Origin of the sequence: Lacibacter sediminis, from assembly GCF_014168535.1 — a bacterium.
Lineage (GTDB): Bacteria > Bacteroidota > Bacteroidia > Chitinophagales > Chitinophagaceae > Lacibacter > Lacibacter sediminis.
Window position 1 is genome coordinate 608,937 of the sequence record NZ_CP060007.1, and the last position, 20,982, is coordinate 629,918.

The following is a 20,982-nucleotide window of genomic DNA, read 5'->3' on the forward strand; positions in this document are numbered from 1 at the left end:
GAGCTGAGCCATTAACTTATTCTTCGAAGTAAACCCTTTTTACCCGTTGACTGATACCCGTCATCAATTCATAAGCAATGGTTTGGCTTTGTTTAGCAACTTCCACAACAGAAAATTCGGGGCCGAATACAATCACTTCATCTCCCTCACGCACATCAGCAATGCCGGTAATATCGAGCATGGTCATATCCATACAAACCGTGCCGATCACGGGTGCTGGTTTGCCATTCACAAACATGTGGCCTTTACCATTACTGAGGTTGCGGGGATAGCCATCGGCATAACCAATGCGAACGGTGGCAACAGTTGAAGGTTGAGTAATGATGCCTCGGCGATTATACCCAACTGTATCGCCGGGATGTAACTGTTTTATTTGTGCGATGGTTGTTTTCAATTGCAATGCTTCTTCTAATTGCAGTTTGCCTTTTGCAGAACTAACGCCATACATTCCAATGCCCAGACGCACCATGTCGTATTGCAATTGCGGGTGACGGATAGTGCCGTGTGAATTATCTAAATGACGGATGAATGTATAATCAAGTGTTGACTGAAGAAATGCACAGGCTTCTTCAAAACGTTTCGATTGTTCTAATGTAAACGCATCTTCAGCAGGATCTTCGCTTGCAGCAAGATGACTGAATACAGATTGAACAGTAAAACTGTTTTTCTTCAAAACATCAGCAAGCGCAGGCAATTCGTGTTGCATAAAACCAAGACGATGCATACCTGTATCAATTTTTAAATGCACAGGGTAACTGCTGATCCCTTCTTTTTCAAGAAATGATTCAAATGCATGAAGAATAGAAAACGAAAATAACTCCGGTTCAAGATTATGATCGATCAATGAATCAAACGTAATGGGCTCCGGATTCATGACCATGATGGGTAATGTAATACCGGCTTTGCGCAAGGCCACGCCTTCATCTGTAAAAGCAACAGCAAGATAATCTGCTTTCATGAACTGCAGAAGATTTGCAATTTCGTAGCTTCCACTGCCATATGAAAATGCTTTTACCATGGCCATGATCATTGTTGAGGGCTTTAGCAATTGCTGATGTGCCCTGATATTTCTTACAATAGCACTTAGATTGATCTCTAAAACTGTTTGGTGTGTTTTCTGTTCAAGCAATTGTGCAATACGATCAAGTTCAAACACACGTGCTCCTTTAATGAGAATGGTTTCATTTTGAAAACCAAGGGCAGGTAATTGTTCTGCAAGCTCTGCGGTTGATGAAAAACTTTGTACTTCAATATCTCCTGCCACAAGTGGTGCCAGCAATTGTTTTGTTTTTTTACCAACAGTGATCAGTCGGTTAATGTTGTGATGGTGCAGCAATGCAGCTATGGAAGTATATGTTTCTGTTTCCTGTTCTTCAGTTAATTGAAAATCGGAAAGAATAATGCTGCGTTTGGTATGTTGGCCTTGTTGCTGCAACATATTCAATGCAATGGCGAGTGAACTCAGGTCGGCACTATAACTATCGTTGATGATGGTTGTATTGTGCAAGCCACTTTTCAACTCAAGGCGTAAGCTTACAGCACGTAATTGATTGAATTTTTCTTTTATCTCCGAAAAAGGAACTTTCAGGTAAAGGCAAACTGATAAACAGGTGAGGACGTTTTCAACAGATGCATCATCTATGAAAGGAATAGTAATACTTTCTGATAACTCCCAACTTGTAAAATCAATTGTAGTCTCAGCTAATTTTTTATTAATGCGGGTGATGACAACTTTATTTTCTTTCTGTTCACCCCAACTGAAAATATGTTCTTGCCGAAATGAAAGCGGTAATAATTTTTCGGGTGAACAGATAACAGCAGTTGTACCGGCAAATAATTTTTGCTTTTCAACCAGTTTTTCCTGGGCATCACTAAAACCATCAGCGTGTACTTCGCTGATATTGGTGAGTACACCAATTGTTGGTTGAATGATTTGCTGCAGTGCATCCATTTCGCCTTGTTGTGAAATGCCTGCTTCAAAAATAGCCAGCGTGTGCTGCGGCTGCAATTGCCAAACACTTAACGGAACGCCAACCTGCGAGTTATAACTCTTGGGGCTGCGGATGATATTGTAATGATCGCTTAATAATTGATACAGCCAATCTTTTACAATTGTTTTACCATTGCTTCCTGTAATACCAATGACAGGAATAGAAAACTGTTGACGGTGGTAAGAAGCGAGTTGCTGCAACGCTTTTAATGTATCCGGCACCAACAATACATTGGCACCGGGCAATACTTTTATATCAACCTGTTGCTGAACAATGAAATGGCGAACACCTTTGTTATATGTTTCGGTGATGAAGTCATGCCCATCTCTCCGTGCAGTTTTTAAAGCAAAGAATAAAGCTGTTGCAGGAAGAATAATGCGCCTGCTATCGATCAGTAGATGTTCAACATAACCTGTCGTATCTGCTTTTTGCAAATAAGAAGCCTGCAGAACCGCTGCAATACGATCAATGTTGTAATGTGACATAAGAGTGAAATTGCAAACTAATCTTTCAGATCAGGCGGTGCATTTTTTTTCTTGTGATACATGGAGTAAAAAATAGAACCGCTGATACAAGCTACGATCACAACTAACGAAATAATTACCTGCGAAGTTCTATCAACCACAGTTCCAATCAATTCTTCTCCCAACATTTTTAAACCAATAAATACAAGTACAATAGCAATGCCCTGTTGCAGGAAATCAAATTTGCTAACTGCACCTCTTAACAGAAAGAAAAGCGAACGCAAACCTAACACGGCAAATACATTTGATGTATAGATAACCAGTGAAGCATGCTCGCTCTTGCGATCAACAATACCCATAACTGCCGGGATAGAATCCAATGCAAAAACAATATCGGTTGTAGCAAGCATCACCACTACCACAAACAAAGCGGTATAAACCGGTTTGCCATGTTGTTTCACTACATACTTGCCATCTCCATCATCCATGGTGATGGGTAAAAACTTTTTGAGGAACAGATACACTTTGCTTTCTCTTGGATCATATTCTTCCTCCTGATTGGTAGTAAACATTTTGAAACCGGTGTATATCAGAAATACGCCGAAAATGTAGAGTATCCAGTGAAAACGGTTCACCAGTTCAACACCAAGTGTAATAAAAATTACACGGAATACGATTGCCATCAACACACCAATCAATAAAACACGTGGGATGTAAGGTTCCTTTACTTTAAAAAAACTGAAGATGAGAACAAACACAAAAATATTATCAATACTCAAACTCCATTCCATCAGGTAGGCACTCACATATTCTAATGCTGCCTGCTTGCCATCTTCATACCACATGAAAGCACCAAAGCCGAGTCCGAGTATCACCCAGAAAACAGTTTGCTTCAGTGCCTGCTTCGTTGTAAGATGTGCCGATTTTTTACTCAAAAGGCCAAGGTCAAACACAATAGCAAGAATGAGTACAATGCCAAAAACGAGATAAGTGATTTGAGTGGGGTTCATTATTATTAATTCAAAAATGAAAATTGATTAAGCTTTTTTACTGTAAGTACGTTTGCGCCATTGCATGTAACCAAAACCAATCAGCAATACCAGTAATACCGGCACTGCAATATTGATGAGCTGCCATTGCAACCGTTGATCACTCACTTTTTGCGGATTCAGTAAACGCAATGGTACATCTTTATTACGCAATGCCACAATGCCTGCATTGCCCGTCATATATTCCAATGTGTTTTGCAGAAATGTTTTGTTGGCAAAACTACGTTCCTGCACACGACTGTAACCCATGGGAAAAGGTTCCTGCTTTGTAAAACTGTTCAGCACAACATCGCCATCTCCTATGATTAATTGTTGTGTGGGTTCATCTGGTTTTGTTTTAAACGAACCATATTCCTTCGTAAAGAACTGACGCATTTCTGCTGATGCACGATTACCGTAAAAGCTATTGAATTGCCCTTCGAGAAAAACAGCAACAGGCAAATTCTTTTTCGTGTAAAGATTTACGTCCTGAATTGTTTGTAATTCCTGCAAGCTGATAATTGCGGGGGTGCTTACAAACTTTGCATTTTCGCTGGAAGTAAGCAGAATATTTTTAGTAATGCCTTCTGCTTTAACTGTGTCAAGCGTATTGGTAAACAGGCTCAATACCGGTTCAAGATTTTTTGTGATGGGATGATTACCTGTTGCATTAAGCAAGGGATAATAATTGAAAGGCACATCTGCCAACTGCGGCTGCCCCCCGGCGTTACCTACCACCAGCTTACTCAAATCGCATTGCTGATCCTGTAACAGATCACGGTTGATGCGCACACCATATTTGAACAACAAGTCATCAAGATTTAAACCTCGATCATAAGCAAGCGTTTGTGCAACAATTGCCAGACTGTCTTTTTCTGCATGCAGCATATCCAAAAACCACAACACTTTGCCACCTTGCATAATGTACTGATCGATCTTCATCTTGGTTGAATCAGTAAAACCAATGGATGGTTTTACGATCATCACCGCAGCAAACTCTTTTGGAATAACATTCGTTTTATTGAGGTCAACAAGCTGAAAGAGATAGTTAGCATCTAATGTTTGTACAAGGTCAAATGTTTCCGGTCCCATAGGTTGTCCGTTACCGGTTAAATAACCAATGAGTGGTTTTTGTTTACGTTGAATTTTTTCAATGGCGTCTGCAAACTTAAATTCAAGCAATGCTTCAGCGTTGCTGATACTTTTTGCTTCATCAGTAACCAAGCTGCCGGTTAGCGGATCACGGCTGTATTCTGTTTTTCCGCTGAGCAGATCAACTGAAATAACTTTGTTTCCTCTTTTTACAAGTGCCGAAGGATAAATGACCCGTTGTGTTGTGGCCTCTTCCTTTTCCTGTACTTCCAAGGTATAAGGTAAGATGCCGAGACTCTTTAATGAGTCGCTCATCATTTGCTGAATAACTTCGTTTTCGAAATTTGGATTAGTTTGTTTGATACTGTCAACATTCACCCCATTCATCCGCAGTTCGTTGATCACTTCGCCCAACATGAAATTCTTTGCTTCATCGGTAAACATTTCATCAACCGATTTATAGTTTATCTGCAAACGGCTGCCGCTGTATTCTCTCATTTCATTCAGCAGATCATTGGTGCTGTTGCGGAGTTTGCGGAACGATGAACGGAAATCACCTTTCAGGAATACATCAACTGTAATTGTTGTATCAATATTTTTTAATAACGCTTTTGTTTGGGGTGATAGTGAATAACGTTCTTCACTTGTAAGATCCCAACGCAAACGAAGTGAGGCGGATAATACATTGATCAGCACCAATGCTGCCAGTAATATGAACCAACCGTATTTCGTGGAAAATAGTTTTTTCATGGGTGCTTATTTTTTCCTGCCGATACGCTGGGTGGTGATGAAAAGGGTGAACAGGGTAATACTTAAAAAGTAGATCACATCACGGCTATCGATCACACCTTTTGATAAACTGCGGTAATGAAATTCCATACCCAGCATTTCAACTACATAATCGAAGCCTGTACCAGCGAGTTTACTCAATGCTGTAAAGCCACTATATAACACAAAACAGAAGAATGCACTCAATAAAAAAGCAACCACAGGGTTGCCTGTGAAACTGCTACAACAAATGCCAATGGCAGTAAACGCAGCACACAAAAACAAAAGACCAATATAGGAGCCGATGATGCCGCCTAAATCAAGTGAAGTGCCGTCGGCACTCATGGCATTGATGGTGATGAGATAAGTAAGTGTTGGAAGTAATGCAATTAACACTACCAGCAATGATGCAATGTATTTCCCAAGAACTATTTGGCGGGTGGTTAACGGACGTGTAAACAAAATTTCCATTGTGCCTGCTCTCCACTCATCGGGGAAAAGGCGCATGGTAACTGCGGGGATCAACAGCAATAATATGTAAGGAGAGAGGTTGAAGAAGTTTTCCAGTGTGGCATATCCGTAATCAAGAATGTTGAAACTGGAAAACACAAACAGGAACAACCCGTTCAGCAAAAGAAAAAGAATGATGGTGATGTATCCCGTGAGATTGCTGAAAAACTGACGGAATTCTTTTTTGCAAATGGCCCACATAGAGCAGCAAAAATAAAGGAAATAAACAGCTCTTGCAGAATCCGGTTTCAAATGAAGCGGAACAGTTGTGAGTGCAAGACGCACACTTGTAAAGTCTGTAAGGAAAACGGTCGGACATTGTTGTGATTTTTAAATATTAACTATTATCTTAAGATTTCCTTTGAAAGGCCGTCACTACCTACCTCTAAGAAGCTAGCTATAAAATCACCAAGGTATGACTCAGCCAACTTTATCACTAACACTGGTATCCTGTTTCATCTATTTAAGCACCCATGCACAGGTTACAGGCGATTTTCAAAGTAGAAATGCATCAGGCAACTGGAGCGATTTTAATTCATGGAATGTTTATAACGGTACATCATGGGCAGCTGCGACACCGGGGCAATTACCAACTTCAGCAACAGCCGTTTTTATTCAAAACGCACATACAATTATTGTTGATAATACAGTTTCTGTATGTAACGATTTGAATGTTTCCAGCGGCGGAAACACCGGCAGACTCGGATTTACTGCGGCCGGAGTTTTGAATGTAAAAGGAACAATTACACTTAACAATTCAGCATCTAATTATTTCTCCCCTTGGGCTGCCGGAGGGAAGTTAATTATTTCGGGGTCGGGTAACCAAGCGATGATTGGGTTTACAGTATGGACTATTTTGGAAGACGTGGAAATCAATAAGCCTTCCGGGACTGTTACAATGGCTGGTTCCAATGTATCAGTAAGTGGGGTACTTACACTAACAGTAGGAACTTTGAATATTGGAGCTGGCGGTTCGTTAACATTAAATGGCGCATCATTAGTTCGTACAGCCGGTTTTTTAACAGGAACAAATACCAGCGATCTTATTGTTACCGGCACAACAGGTGGAACGGTAGCTATTCCTCAATCTGGAAATATCTCGTTAAGGAACGTAACCATTAATGGTACCAGGAAAGTTGTAATGAATGGAACAAATGACCTTAATTTAAGTGGGGCATTTACAATTGGTTCAACAGCAATTTTTGATAACGGTGGAGAAAGTCAATTACTGCAAAACACCGGAGGCAGTGTGGTTATCGATGGGAAATTTGTTACGAAAGATGTTGAGGGGTTTACGGGCACAAATGCCGCAATTCCGGGTATTACGCCGGTTCTAAATCCGGGTTGCACAATTGAATATGCTTTGCTGGGAAACCAAATTTTCAACGCAAGATCTGATTATAAAAACATCACATTTTCAGGAAGCGGAAGTAAATTTTTAAGCAGCAGCTGTTCTCCTGCAGGAACAGTTTATATCACGGAGAATGCAGTTTTGGAAACGCTAAATTTTACATTTGGTGATCTCACTACCAATCTCTCGATGGATGGTGGTCGTTTCAGACTGGCAGGTACAGGAACCAAACCCGATATTCGGGGAGCATATAATTTAACGGGTGGAGTGATTGAATTTTTTGGAGGTACTCCATCAACCAATCAAACCATACGAGGTTCTTCAAGTATTTTTTATCATAGCATTGAAATCAACAGTCCCTATGTCGCAAATTCAAATGCAAACATCAATCTTAACGCTGGTGGAACTTTTACAATTAAAGGCGGGGCAGCATTTACAATAAACGATGAATCCATTACCGGGCAAACGGGAACTCAAACAGTAATAGTTGAAAGCGGCGCAACGTTCGTATGTGGAGATGCACATGGTTTTAGCGGTGGTGCAGGTATTACTTCAACTTCTATTCGTGCTGATGTTGAGAACATCATTCTAAGTTCAGGAAGTACAATTGAGTATTCAAGAGCTTCAGCCCAGGTTTTTTCCGCAAGAAACGATTACCAAAATGTAATCATCAGTGGTGGTGGAGAAAAGACATTGAATGGTCCATCCACAATTTACGGGACCCTGACGTTAACCAATGGGCTCGTTTCAACATCCTCAGCAAACCTGTTAACCTTAGAAGCTGCAGCCACATGTCCTGCGGGTGGTAACGCTTTGTCGTTTGTTAACGGGCCGCTGAAAAAAATCGGGAGCAGTGCATTTGTGTTCCCGGTTGGCAAACCTGAGGTGGCTGGCCCCACAGGTGGTGGATTCCGCTTGATCGGCATTTCTGCTCCGGCACAAATTTCAGATGCGTTTACAGCTGAGTTCATAGTGGGCAGTGCAACCGCATTGGGCCCTATCAGTGCTGCAATGAAAAGTGCAGGTCTTACCAGGGTCAGCAGGTGTGAGTATTGGAAACTTGTTCGTACAAATGGCAATTCTATTGTAAATGTTACTCTTTCGTGGAATACAAGAAGTAACTGCAATGTTTCTTATGTTTCAAGTTTGCCTGACCTGGCAATTGCTCATTTCAATGAAACTGCAAATGAATGGGATGCTTTTGGGGCAGATGCATTCACAGGAAATACAACCGAAGGAACCGTTACATGGAACAATGTTTCCGCCTTTAGCCCATTCTCCCCGGCTAGCACGGATTTTCTCGAAAACCTTCTTCCGCTTGATGTTTCAGGTTTTAGTGCCAGGACACGAAAAATGGATGTCGCTATTGATTGGATGGTTATTAACAATGATGAGCAGGAAGAATTTATATTGGAACGGAGCAACGACGGGGCACACTTTGAAACCTTGAAAATAGTTCCAGCCAAAATAATTCTCTTTACTGCTGCGTATACCGAAGAGGATAAGCAGCCCTTAAATGGCTGGAACTATTATCGTTTGAGGGCATTCGACAAACTTGGTAAGGAAAAAGTATCACATACCATTAAGGTTTGGTTTGGGCGTGAGCAGCAAATCAGGATCAGCCCCAACCCGGCTTCAGAAAAAATTATTACCAGCTTTGCCGAGCCAAGCAGCATTTCCCAAATTGAACTTGTCAATATATCCGGTCGGGTGTTGCAACACATCCAAACCATACATTTTAATAACATAATCGATATATCTCACTTGCAAGCGGGAATATATTATCTCCGTATCTCAGGAAAGAACGGGCTTTCCACAAAAAGCTTTATTAAACAATAAAGACCCGAAACCAACTGCTGAAAAGCCCCTCCAAAAGAGGGGCTTTTATTTTTAAATCCATTCTTCTTGATCTAATCATAGTGACTAAACCGCAAAACTTTCCCCACAGCCACAGGTGCGGCTTGCGTTAGGATTGTTGAAGTGAAAGCCTTTGCCATTAAGGCCGTCACTGAAATCCAAGGTGGTGTTATAGAGGTAAAGGAAGCTTTTCATATCCGTCACCACTTTTACGCCGTTATCTTCAAATACCTGGTCGTTGGGTTTCGATTCATTATCAAAATCAAGCTTATAACTAAGTCCGCTGCAACCACCGCCAACTACGCTTACACGGAGGAAATATGAATTGTCGCCGGTTACATTTGCCTGTTGCATCAGGTTTGCCACTTTTTCTTTTGCTTTATCGGTTACAAAAATCATCGTCTTGTTTTTAAAAGATGAGCAATTGACGGGCCAATGCCAGTTGGCTGCCGTCTTGTCTGCAAAGTTAGTCAAATTGCAAAACAGGGTAAGCTGGGTTTCTTTATAATGAACGAATAAGGGTTTGTAAATTGCTGCCAATTAATAACGAGCACATGAATAAAGTTGAGCATATAGGTATCGCTGTAAAAAACCTTGCGCTGTCCATTCCATTGTTTGAAAAGCTGTTGAATACTGTTTGTTATAAAACCGAATTGGTGGAAAGTGAACAGGTGAATACAGCTTTCTTTAAACAAGGCGAAACGAAAATTGAATTACTGGAAAGTGCAGACTCCGATGGGGTGATCGCTAAGTTCATAGAAAAAAAGGGAGAGGGGATGCATCACATTGCATTTGGTGTGGATGATATTGAAAGTGAAATGAAGCGTTTGCAGCAAGAGGGCTTCGTGTTATTGAACGAAAAGCCAAAGCACGGAGCTGATAATAAATTGGTTTGCTTCCTGCATCCAAAATCAACAAACGGGGTATTGATTGAATTATGCCAGGAAAAAAAATAGCTGCCTTTCAGCAGCTACTTTCATATTAGGATGTAAGCTTTACTGTTTAACGAACTGCAGATTCTCCATTACCTTTCCATTTTCAATTAGCTGCAGCAAATATAATCCGGCTGAGTAACCAGAGAGATTAATTTGTAAACGATTACCGCCAGTTGGGTTAATCATTTTTATTCTTGTTCCTTTTGCATCTATGATTTGTATTGTTTGTCCGGCTTTAAATGATTCTTTACCGTAAAGTTGAGTAACATCTCCGACTGGATTTGGAAACACGCTGAGGTTTTTCCTGATCTGGTTATTAAAGCGAACGGTTTCCGAATATGTCATCTGTCCGGTAATATCAACTTGTTTCAAACGATAATAGTTATAACCGTTTTCTGGTTGTAGATCAAGGTGAGAATAAATACTGCGGCTGTTACTGTTCCCCTGGGCAGCAAGTTTGCCAATTTCTATCCATGTTTTTTGGTCACTGCTACGTTCAATAATGAAGGAAGAACTATTGTTTTCTACTAGTGTTGCCCACTCTAAACGAACGGTATATGGTTGCTTTTGTTCTGCTTTGAAATAATTAAAGGCAACGGACAAAACACCAGCACCTACATAAGGGTAAGATAACACCCAAGGACCGTTGATATCATTGTTGTTATGCCTCCAGACGTCTTCTCCTCCAATTTCAATTAATTCGGCGTCACCGTTACGGGCGTTGATAACCCCGCCAGAATAAATTTGTATAAAGCTCCATGCTGCCAGACTCAGTTTCCCCGGAGAGCTAAAATCAAAGTCAAGTATTCCGCAAACAAAAATTTGTAGTCTTATGGCTGAGTAATCAAGATTGCCAGAAAGATTGATTTTTTTACCTGACGGGATGCAAACTATCTGATCTGCAGTAGGAACACCAATTGGACTCCATGAATTAGGATCATTCCAATCGCCCCCGGCTGGTGCAGATGGCACGGCAACTTTTGTGCAGTTGGTAGGCATGGTATTACACTTGGGATAAGGTGTAGGTGCATGAGGCCAATATGTTTGCGCTAATGAGAATAAACCTGAAAAAAGAAAAAAGAAAGCAAGTAAAAATTGTTTCATGAGAAGTGAACCATTAATAAATAACGTAAACGGAATAAGTTAACGGTTCGTTTCAGGGGGATGGATCACTTATAAGTGGGGCTGAATAGGTTGAGCGCTAAGTGATAATTCTTAAGGATCTTGGGTGGAAGACCGTAAAAATACTAATGATTCTGACTTATGCAAGCATTCACGAAAGTATTTCTTCCATCTTCATGCTGCGGGAGCCTTTAATAAGGAGGTGCGTATTTGTAAACTGCTGGTTTTTAAACCAATCACGTGCTTCAGCTGAAGATTTAAAATTTTCAAAAGAATGAGAGATTTTGTTGAAATCACCCCCAACCAGCACCACCTTATGCCAGTTGAACTTTTGAATGAGATCAATAATGTATTGATGTTCGGCAAGACTTGCTTCGCCTAACTCGGCCATAGCACCCAGCATTAGCACCTTTTTTTCAGCAGGAAGTTTAGCAAAATTCTCAATGGCCAGTTTCATGCTGCTGGGGTTAGCATTATATGCATCCAGAATGATCTTATTTGTTCCTGATTCGATCAATTGCGAACGACTGTTGGAGGGTTGGTAGGATTCAATGGCTGCTTTGATCTTGTTTGGCGGAACCCTAAAATGAAGACCAACACAAACAGCGGCCAATACATTGGGCAGGTTATAATCGCCAACTAGATGGGTATTGATCAGGCCAATTTCGGGGGTACTGCTGATATTTACCTTAAGAAAAGGTTCGCTGCTGATAAGCTCGCCAGTAGTTAATGCATCATGTGTGCCATAACTGACTTTATGCCCAATGCCTTCGCTCATCTCCAGCAGGTAGTCAAAATCGTTATTAATGAAAATGGTTCCCTTAGTTTCTCTGATATAGTCATACAATTCGCCTTTCCCTTTTTTTACTCCTTCAATACCACCAAATCCTTCAAGATGCGCCTTACCAACATTATTAATAAGTCCATGAGTGGGTAATGCATATTTACAATAACCGGCAATTTCCTTCTGATGGTTTGCACCCATCTCTATCACGGCAATTTCTGCATCTGCTTTAACTTTCAAAAGTGTAAGCGGAATGCCAATATGGTTGTTGAGATTGCCTTCTGTTGTATATGTTTTAAAATGAGATGATAGTACAACATGGATCAACTCTTTCGTTGTAGTTTTTCCATTGCTGCCAGTAATAGCAATAAAAGGGATTTTGAATTGTTGGCGATGATATTTAGACAGTTCTTGTAACGTGCTTAATACATCTTGAACAACTATTATACGATCATCAGCGCCCGATACCACCTGATCAACAATTGAATAAGCCGCACCTTTTTCAAGCGCTTGCAATGCAAATTGGTTGCCATTAAAGTTGTCGCCTTTCAAGGCAAAAAACAGATCAGCTTCTTTCAGTTTACGTGTATCTGTTTGTACTGATGGGTGCTGGAGAAACAGTTGATAGAGTTCTTCGATACGCATAAGTCAAAGATAGCAGTATGATTATTTTGTAAGATTTATCCAACCGAATTTCTTTCTGTTGGTTACAAAAAGAAACCCCTCCGTTTTTCGGAGGGGTTAAATATCATCAAACGAAAAGATTAATTTCTCTTACGGTTGTTTTGTTTCTTTTTAGCGAACCAGTTACCGGTTTTGCGTCCGTTACCTTCCTGGCTGCCGTAACGTGTCATTGCACAACGGAAACCGATCATTGAGCTTCCCTGATCTTCTTCAAGGAAACGGCGTGAACCGGGGCTGAGCCAATAAGCACGGTCGTTCCAGCTACCACCTTTGTACACACGGCTCTTATCGCTGATCAAAGTTGTTTTTCCGTAGCCATATGTAACATTGCTTAAAGAATCACCATCGAGGTAGTCAATCGCATAACCCTTTTGATAGTTACGACGGTTCTTTACTTCGTCATCAGTTTCATCACGGTATTTGATACGGCCAAGAGAATCTCTTTCAGCTTTACCAGTGCTTAAATCAACACGTTGAAATTTATTACCACGATAGTAGTTGAAATCGTCACCATCGCTTGGGGTCATTGGTCTGTACACATCCGCTACCCACTCACTTACGTTACCGGCCATGTTATATAAACCGAAACCGTTGGGGAAGAAAGAATTGATCGGACCAGGAATTACAGCACGGTCATTCAAACCACCCGCAACACCCATGTTATCACCGGAACCACGCTTGAAGTTTGCCAGGAACTGACCTTGCCAGCTGCTGCGACGTGAATCACGCAAACCATTTACGTTTTGTGCCCAAGGATATACTTGCTTGTTTGCAGTTAACTCCTCACCACGTTTCTTCTCGCTACGACGTGGATTAGGGTTTTGTGCAATCAAACCATAAGCAGCATATTCCCACTCAGCCTCTGTTGGCAGACGGTAGTCAGGTAAAATGATACCCTCTTCGAAGCTGATGTTTGTAGGCACCTGCTTAGTGATAGGATCTTTATAAGTTTTGATATTCTTTCCGGGAGTTGCCTGGTATTCACCTAAAAGATACGCTTTTGTATTAAAGTTATCCTGGCCACCACCCTGCATTTGCTTTTGCAGTTCGGCCTTTTTGTTCGTGATACCTTTTTCGTAGAGGATGTTTTCGTTTACACGATCTCCACGCCATAAGCAATAATCATATGCCTGTTTCCAGGTTACACCCACAACTGGGTATAAGTTGTAAGATGGATGGCGGAAATAATAATCTACGTAAGGTTCGTTGTATGCCAACTCACTTCTCCATACCAATGTATCAGGTAAGGCATGGTTGGTAATTGAAGTGTCCTGGAACACACGGTCGAGCCAAAACAGGTATTCACGATAGTGAACGTTTGCAACTTCGGTTTCATCCATGTAGAATGAAGCAACCGTTACACGGCGTGGAATATTATTCCAGTCACGCATAACGTCCTCTTCCACAGCACCCATTGTGAAAGTACCACCTTCCACAAAAACGAGGCCTGGACCTGTTTTCTGCTCTTTTTCTTTTGATACACGGAAACCACTGCCGTTTGGATCATTGTACGTCCAGCCGGTTGAACTCGATTTTGCCGGTTTCTTCTTGAATAAATTACAAGATGTAATAAGTGTAGCCCCAATTAATAGGATACCTAGATTTTTAATGCGGAAAAGGTTTTTCATCTTTTCGTTCGTTTTGATAGTTAACGAGGAAGGTTCAAAAATATTGTATTGGATTTGTCAGCCCAAATTTTAAAAAGACCGATGACAAACATAGCTGAATCTTTTTAAATTCTGAAGGAATAGGGCATCGTGTTTTCTAATTTCAGTATTTCTGCTTACATGCCTGACCGTGAAATTACGTTTCAAAGCAGCATCACTTGGGTTGAAGCAATCTGAGTAAGCAGTTTTCATTTGTCAATCAGGTATCTTTGAATTCTCTGTTTATGCGATACAGCACCCTGTTGATAGCCTGTTTTTTTATTGTTGCCGCTAATGCCCAACGCACTTATCGCAATAATTCTGTATTGGCTACAGGCGATTGGTACAAATTGTCAGTTAAGCAGCCAGGTGTTTACCGGGTCAATATCGCATTTCTTCAATCATTAGGATTAAATACAACCAATCTGCAAAGTGGTAGTGTTCGCTTGTTTGGTAACGGCGGGGAAGTGCTGCCGGAAGATAATGTGGTGATCCCGGCAGATGATCTTTCTGAAAATGCAGTTTTAGTGATCGATGGTGGGGACGGTATACTTAACGGTAATGATTATCTCCTTTTTTATGCGAATGGTCCCCAGCAATGGGCGAAGGATTCTGTAAACAAGCGATTCCGGCACCGAAAGAATTTATACGGCAATGAATCCTATTATTTTTTGAATTTTTCCGGAACCGGAGCAAGAATACAAAACCGACCGGTTGCAGGAGCACCTAACCAGACTGCAACTTCTTTTAAGGACAGGATCTTTCATGAGCTTGATACCATTAATTTTTTGCGCAGCGGTAAAGAATGGTATGGCGAAGAATTCAGTAATACACCCGGTGGCACACTCAACAGGACTTTCAACTTCACAATTCCCAACTTTGTTGCAGGCCCGGTTCAAATGGTTTCCAATGTAGCTGCCAGAAGTAATGGTGTTGCAAGTTCATTTCTCATCAGGACAAATAATAACAATGTTGCTCAACACACCGTAAATGCAGTGGGGACTGGTACGTACGATCCGGTTGCTGCGGCGCATGAACTGGCTGCCTCTTTTAATCTTTCTCAAGCTTCGCTTAGCTTGCAGTACAGCTATCAACCCAGCAGTGTAAATGCGCAAGGTTGGCTTAATTGGTTTGAGTTATTTCCACAACGTCAATTAAGCATGGCAGGTGTTGATCAATTATTATTCAGAGATTGGGAAACTGTAGGCGCCGGCAACATTGCCGAATTTCGGCTACAGGGCGCCGTAAGCAGCACCGTAGTTTGGGATGTAACTGATCCACTTCGTCCACAAAACATAACGGGCACATTAAGCGGTAATGAATTCAGGTTTGTGAACACAGCTGAACGTTTGCGTGAATATATTGCTTTCAACCAAGCTAATTTTTTACAGCCAACTGCTGTTGGTAAGATCAGCAACCAGGATTTGCACGGTGCTGCAGCTCCAAATTATATTATTGTTGCACATCCGTCCTTACTTAGTGAAGCACAACGATTGGGGGCCTGGCATCGTCAGAATCAAAATCTTACAACACTAACTGTAAGCACTGAGCAGGTATATAACGAGTTTTCATCAGGTAGTCCTGATCCTTCAGCGATCCGGAATTTTGTAAAAATGTTTTACGACAGGGCAGGTGCCGATACAACAAAGCGCCCCCGTTATCTTTTGTTGTTTGGTGATGCATCCTATGATTATCTCAACCGTGTTAGCGGCAATACCAATTTTGTTCCTTGTTATGAAAGCGACATTTCACTTGATCCATTGGCAACATATACTTCAGATGACTTCTTTGGATTTTTGGATGATAATGATTTTGTAGGCCGACAGTTTCCATTGAGTCTGCTTGATATTGGTATAGGCCGTATTCCTGCAAAAAATATCCAGGAAGCTAAATCGGTGGTTGATAAGATCATCCGTTATCATGCAAAAGAAAGTTTTGGTCCTTGGCGCAATGATGTAACGTTGGTAGCAGACGATGAAGACAATAATATACATCTTGATGATGGAGAATTTCATGCATCTGTTATAGAACAAAACAAAACGTTCAACCTTTCAAAAATTTATCTGGATGCCTATCGCCAGCAAAGTGGCAGTGGCGGCAGTCGCTATCCTGAAGTGAACCAGGCCATCAATAATAGAATTTTTGCGGGCACGCTTATCTGGAATTACAGCGGACACGGAGGTTCGAGACGATTAGCAGGTGAAGCTATTCTCGAACAGGATATGGTGAACACATGGAGCAACAGTAACAAATTGCCACTGTTCATTACCGCTACTTGTGATTTTGCGCCTTACGATAATCCATCGGTTAATTCTATTGGCGAAAATATTCTCTTGCGGGAACGTACAGGTGCAATCGCATTAATGACAACTACCAGAGTAGTGTTTGCTTTCAGTAACCGCATCATGAACAATAATTATTTCCGTATTGCTTTGCAGCCCGACGCAAACGGAGTGAATCCATCATTGGGGGATGCTGTAAAACGGGCAAAGAACTTTACGTATCAAACCTTTGGTGATATTATCAATAACAGAAAATTTACACTTCTCGGCGATCCTGCTGTGCGGTTGGCTTTCCCGACATTGAAAGTACGTACAACATCTATCAACAATCAAATTCCCGTAACAGATACATTGAAAGCATTAGATCGTTACAGTATTAAAGGTGAAGTAACTGATGCTGCAGGAAACAAACTTTCAAATTTCAACGGCAACGTATATCCTGTTATTTATGATAAAGTGCAACAGGCAAAAACTTTCGGCAACGATGCGGGGAGTGTTGCAGTGAATTTTAATCAGCAATCAAATATTATTTTTAAAGGCAAAGCCAAAGTTACAAATGGTGAATTCAGCTATAGTTTTGTTGTGCCCAAAGACATCAACTATCAATTCGGAAATGGAAAAATAAGTTACTATGCAGAGAACGGCAACGTTGACGGTAATGGTGCCGAAACAACAATAATCGTTGGTGGTGCCGGTAATAATCCTGTTGCAGATGATCAAGGTCCGACAATAAAAGGTTATCTCAACGATGAAAAATTTGTAAACGGTGGTATTACCAATGAAACACCTGTTCTATTGGTAAAGCTCGCTGATTCAAGCGGCATCAATACTGTAGGCACAGGTATTGGTCATGATCTTACTGCGACATTGGATGATGATAACAGCCAGTTATTTGTATTGAATGATTATTACGAAGCAGACGCAGACAGCTATCAAAAAGGAACTGCACGTTTTCAATTGCCTGCATTAACAGAAGGATTACATGTATTAAAGATCAAAGCATGGGATGTGCAGAACAACAGCAATGAATACAGGCTTGAGTTTCGTGTAATAAAAGATGAAGAATTGAAATTGGCACACGTTTATAATTATCCCAATCCTTTTACTACAAGTACAAAGTTCATGTTTGAGCATAACCGCCCCGGTGATCAGTTAAAAGTGCTCATTCGTATTTACTCTGTTTCAGGAAAAGTAGTAAAAACAATCACACGTACAATATTTAATGAAGGAAACCGTTCTTTTGACATTGAGTGGGACGGAACAGATGATTTCGGCCAAAAAATTGGAAGAGGCGTTTATATCTACCAGTTAGAGGTGAAGGATTCATTTGGCAAAAAACAATCTGCATTGCAAAAGCTCGTTCTGCTTTAACCAAAATCTGTTTATGAACACTAATGTTCAATTTTCCTCTATTTTTATGGCTCAAATTTCAACTCTTATGAGAAAGAACGCCGCCTATACGTTAGGCCTATTGCTCTGCTTATCTTCCTTACAAACATTTGCACAACGAGCGGATTCAATTAATGTAGTTACTACTGCGGTACCTATGTTGCGTATTTCACCCGATGCACGTGCCGGCGGTATGGGTGATGTTGGTATTGCTACCTCACCTGATGCAAACTCTTCTTTTTTCAACCAGGCTAAAATCCCGTTTGCAAAAGAACGTTCTGCAATTGGATTAACATACACTCCATGGTTAAAAGATCTTGGTTTGAATGATGTGTTTATTGCAACTGTTGCAGGCTATCATCAAATTGATGAAATAACATCTATCTCCGGTTCATTACGTTATTTCAACCTCGGTACAATTCAGTTTACTGATTTCTCAGGTAACGACCTTCAACGTTTTGTGCCAAGAGAATTCGCCATTGACGGAGGTTATAGTCGCAAACTGAGTGATAAAATAGGTGTAGGTATTGCTCTTCGCTTTATTTATTCAAATCTTGGTACAGGTACATTTAACGGAGCTACGTTAAAGCCAGGTACAGCTGTGGCTGGTGACATTTCGTTTTACTATAATGGTTTGAACGAAGAAGGAACCGGTTTTACTGCAGGTGCGGTTATGAGCAACCTTGGCAGCAAGATCGCTTACACAAATGATGCACGTGGTAAAGATTATATTCCTGCCAACTTAGGAATTGGCGGAGTTTATACAAAAGCAATTGATGATGTAAACAAGATCGCTTTTGGTATTGATATTAATAAACTGATGGTGCCAACACCTCCAGGTTCGGTTCGTACAGCAGAAGAAATTGAAGCATACCGCAACAAAGGTGTTGTAGGTAGCTGGTTCTCTTCATTTGGTGATGCACCTGGTGGTTTCAATGAAGAGCTGAAAGAATTCCAGATCTCAACAGGTATGGAATACAGTTATAACGACCAGTTCTTTGCACGTGCCGGTTATTTCTACGAAGCAAAAACAAAAGGAAACCGTCGCTTCTTTAGCGTGGGTGCCGGTGTTAAATACAATAAGCTCGGGTTTAACTTCTCTTATCTTGTGCCAACAGGTCAGGGTATTAACCGTAACCCATTGAGCAACACAACTCGTTTCAGTTTGTTGTTTGATCTAGGTGGCGATGCTGGCGAATCAACGATCGAATAAGCTCAACAGATAAAAGATTTTGTCAAAAGCGGAGGTAGTTTACCTTCGCTTTTTTATTTACATTATGGGATTGAGAATTGGTTCAGGCGTTGATTACCATCAATTAGCGGAAGGAAGAAAATTGTTTATCGGTGGTGTAGAAATACCACATCATAAAGGTGCATTAGGTCACAGCGATGCCGATGTGCTGCTGCATGCTATTTGCGATGCGATGCTTGGTGCACTTGCGCTTGGCGATATTGGCACACATTTCCCCGATACTTCAGCTACTTTTAAAGACATCGACAGTAAAATTTTACTGCAGCAGAGTTTTGACAAGATCAGGGAGAAAGGTTACCGTGTGGTAAATGTTGACAGCACTTTGTGTTTACAGGCACCAAAGATCAAACCGTACATTGCACAAATGCAATCAACCATTGCCACAATTCTTGAACTTGAAGCAGATGCTGTTTCTGTAAAAGCCACCACAACTGAAAAAATGGGATTTGTTGGAAGAGAGGAGGGCCTTGTGGCTTATGCAACCGTATTGCTTGAAAAATAATAAACATGACAGTTAAGATCATCAATCAATCAAATAATCCTTTGCCTGCTTATGCCACTGAAGGCAGCAGCGGAATGGATGTAAGAGCTTTTATTAACGAAACCATTACATTACAACCACTCGAACGAGCGTTGATACCAACCGGTTTATTTATTGAACTACCGCAAGGTTTTGAAGCGCAAATACGACCAAGAAGTGGTTTGGCTATTAAACAAGGCATCACCTGTTTAAACACGCCGGGCACTGTTGATGCAGATTATCGTGGAGAAATTAAGATTATCTTAATCAACCTTAGTAATGAAATACAGTCTGTACGTAATGGTGACCGTATTGCACAGATGGTGATTCAGAAAGTAGAAAAAATTGATTGGGAGCTTTCTGTTGAACTGGAAGAAACTGAACGTAGCACCGGTGGCTTTGGCAGCACAGGAAAACATTAATAATTGATGATGAAGAATTTTCTATCTATACTCGTAACGATTGGGATGCTGATGGCTTTCAGTGCATGCAGATCAACGAAAAAAATTCAGCAGGCAATGGTAAAGAAAGATACCGTTGCTGTGGTACTACCTGTTGAAAAACTTCCAACGCATGAAGATACCATGCGCATGGTGGATGATGTGTTGACAAACGTTCAGAAAAAACACATCGACTTTAAAACATTCTCTGCAAAAATAAAAGTTGATTACAGCAACAGTAAAGGACGTCAGCCGGATTTTGTTGCCAATGTGCGGATGTTAAAAGACAGCCTCATCTGGATATCACTCAGCAATGATATTGGCATTGAAGGGATACGTGTATTGATATCAAAAGACAGTATTAAGTTATTGGATAAACTCGCAAACACTTACCAGGTTCGTCCGTTGAGCCATATTCAGGAACTGAGCCAGATACCTTTCAGCTTTGCTGACCTGCAGGATCTTCTCGTAGGCAATCCCATTTTTTTTAACAAAGACAGTGTTACATCCTATACAAATAACGTAAATGGCTATACGCTGTTGAGTATTGCACCATTGTTTAAAAATTTATTATCAGTTGCAAGTGACTATTCAGTACAGAAAAGCAAGCTGGATGATAATGATCCTACGCTTAACCGTACCTGTGATCTTATTTATAATAATTATGAGAATAAGACCGGTGTATCTTTTTCTACACAACGACAGATCACCATTTCGCAGCAGAATAAGCTGGATGTTGAGTTGAAATTCAAGGATTATAAGTTTAATGAGGAGCTGAGCTATCCCTTTACAGTTCCTAAAAAATTCAAAAGAATCTGAGCAGGCATACGTTTTCCGTTGATGCGGCGTTTACCCTGTTCGGGCATT

General features: G+C 40.9%; 15 protein-coding genes. 7 read left to right on the forward strand and 8 right to left on the reverse strand.

Going from position 1 to position 20,982, the window contains the following annotated elements:
* Positions 1–16: 16 nt before the first annotated feature.
* The 4 genes from H4075_RS02800 to gldF are packed head-to-tail and all read right to left on the reverse strand — an operon-like array spanning position 17 to position 6,138.
* Complete coding sequence (locus H4075_RS02800) at positions 17–2,476, reverse strand: bifunctional UDP-N-acetylmuramoyl-tripeptide:D-alanyl-D-alanine ligase/alanine racemase (protein WP_182803945.1); 2,460 nt, start codon at positions 2,474–2,476, stop codon at positions 17–19.
* 17 nt (positions 2,477–2,493) lie between these two features.
* Positions 2,494–3,465, reverse strand: coding sequence for a TerC/Alx family metal homeostasis membrane protein (locus tag H4075_RS02805; protein WP_182803947.1), 972 nt, complete (start codon positions 3,463–3,465; stop codon positions 2,494–2,496).
* 27 nt (positions 3,466–3,492) lie between these two features.
* Complete coding sequence (gene gldG / locus H4075_RS02810; RefSeq protein ID WP_182803949.1) at positions 3,493–5,325, reverse strand: gliding motility-associated ABC transporter substrate-binding protein GldG; 1,833 nt, start codon at positions 5,323–5,325, stop codon at positions 3,493–3,495.
* A gap of 6 nt (positions 5,326–5,331) precedes the next feature.
* Positions 5,332–6,138 (reverse strand): gliding motility-associated ABC transporter permease subunit GldF, encoded by an 807-nt coding sequence (gldF, locus tag H4075_RS02815; protein ID WP_255460300.1) that lies wholly within the window; start codon positions 6,136–6,138, stop codon positions 5,332–5,334.
* 130 nt (positions 6,139–6,268) lie between these two features.
* Here gldF and H4075_RS02820 point away from each other — a divergent pair, with 130 nt between their 5' ends.
* On the forward strand, positions 6,269–9,043 hold the full coding sequence (locus tag H4075_RS02820) for a T9SS type A sorting domain-containing protein (protein WP_182803951.1): 2,775 nt from the start codon (positions 6,269–6,271) through the stop codon (positions 9,041–9,043).
* Between the two features lie 84 nt (positions 9,044–9,127).
* On the opposite strand, the gene H4075_RS02825 is transcribed toward H4075_RS02820, so the two are convergent.
* Positions 9,128–9,460: a HesB/IscA family protein gene (locus tag H4075_RS02825; protein WP_182803953.1), complete on the reverse strand. Its 333-nt coding sequence runs from the start codon at positions 9,458–9,460 to the stop codon at positions 9,128–9,130.
* Positions 9,461–9,615: 155 nt separating this feature from the next.
* On the opposite strand from H4075_RS02825, the gene mce reads away from it, so the two are divergent.
* A complete protein-coding gene (gene mce / locus H4075_RS02830; protein ID WP_182803955.1) occupies positions 9,616–10,017 on the forward strand; it encodes a methylmalonyl-CoA epimerase in 402 nt (133 codons plus the stop codon).
* Positions 10,018–10,056: 39 nt separating this feature from the next.
* Here mce and H4075_RS02835 read toward each other — a convergent pair whose 3' ends face one another.
* The 3 genes from H4075_RS02835 to H4075_RS02845 form a co-directional block, all read right to left on the reverse strand.
* Entirely contained in the window at positions 10,057–11,100 is a 1,044-nt protein-coding gene (locus tag H4075_RS02835; protein WP_182803957.1) for a T9SS type A sorting domain-containing protein, read from the reverse strand.
* A 169-nt stretch (positions 11,101–11,269) separates the two neighbouring features.
* Positions 11,270–12,547: a UDP-N-acetylmuramoyl-tripeptide--D-alanyl-D-alanine ligase gene (locus tag H4075_RS02840; RefSeq protein ID WP_182803959.1), complete on the reverse strand. Its 1,278-nt coding sequence runs from the start codon at positions 12,545–12,547 to the stop codon at positions 11,270–11,272.
* Between the two features lie 119 nt (positions 12,548–12,666).
* Complete coding sequence (locus tag H4075_RS02845; RefSeq protein ID WP_182803961.1) at positions 12,667–14,214, reverse strand: SUMF1/EgtB/PvdO family nonheme iron enzyme; 1,548 nt, start codon at positions 14,212–14,214, stop codon at positions 12,667–12,669.
* Between the two features lie 263 nt (positions 14,215–14,477).
* On the opposite strand from H4075_RS02845, the gene porU reads away from it, so the two are divergent.
* The 5 genes from porU (at position 14,478) to H4075_RS02870 (ending at position 20,934) form a co-directional block, all read left to right on the forward strand.
* Positions 14,478–17,885: a type IX secretion system sortase PorU gene (gene porU / locus H4075_RS02850; RefSeq protein ID WP_182803962.1), complete on the forward strand. Its 3,408-nt coding sequence runs from the start codon at positions 14,478–14,480 to the stop codon at positions 17,883–17,885.
* A gap of 67 nt (positions 17,886–17,952) precedes the next feature.
* Positions 17,953–19,116: a type IX secretion system outer membrane channel protein PorV gene (gene porV, locus H4075_RS02855; protein WP_182803964.1), complete on the forward strand. Its 1,164-nt coding sequence runs from the start codon at positions 17,953–17,955 to the stop codon at positions 19,114–19,116.
* Between the two features lie 64 nt (positions 19,117–19,180).
* On the forward strand, positions 19,181–19,657 hold the full coding sequence (gene ispF, locus H4075_RS02860) for a 2-C-methyl-D-erythritol 2,4-cyclodiphosphate synthase (RefSeq protein WP_182803966.1): 477 nt from the start codon (positions 19,181–19,183) through the stop codon (positions 19,655–19,657).
* 5 nt (positions 19,658–19,662) lie between these two features.
* Positions 19,663–20,097: a dUTP diphosphatase gene (gene dut, locus H4075_RS02865; RefSeq protein WP_182803968.1), complete on the forward strand. Its 435-nt coding sequence runs from the start codon at positions 19,663–19,665 to the stop codon at positions 20,095–20,097.
* A 6-nt stretch (positions 20,098–20,103) separates the two neighbouring features.
* Complete coding sequence (locus H4075_RS02870; RefSeq protein WP_182803970.1) at positions 20,104–20,934, forward strand: DUF4292 domain-containing protein; 831 nt, start codon at positions 20,104–20,106, stop codon at positions 20,932–20,934.
* The last annotated feature ends 48 nt before the right edge of the window (positions 20,935–20,982 follow it).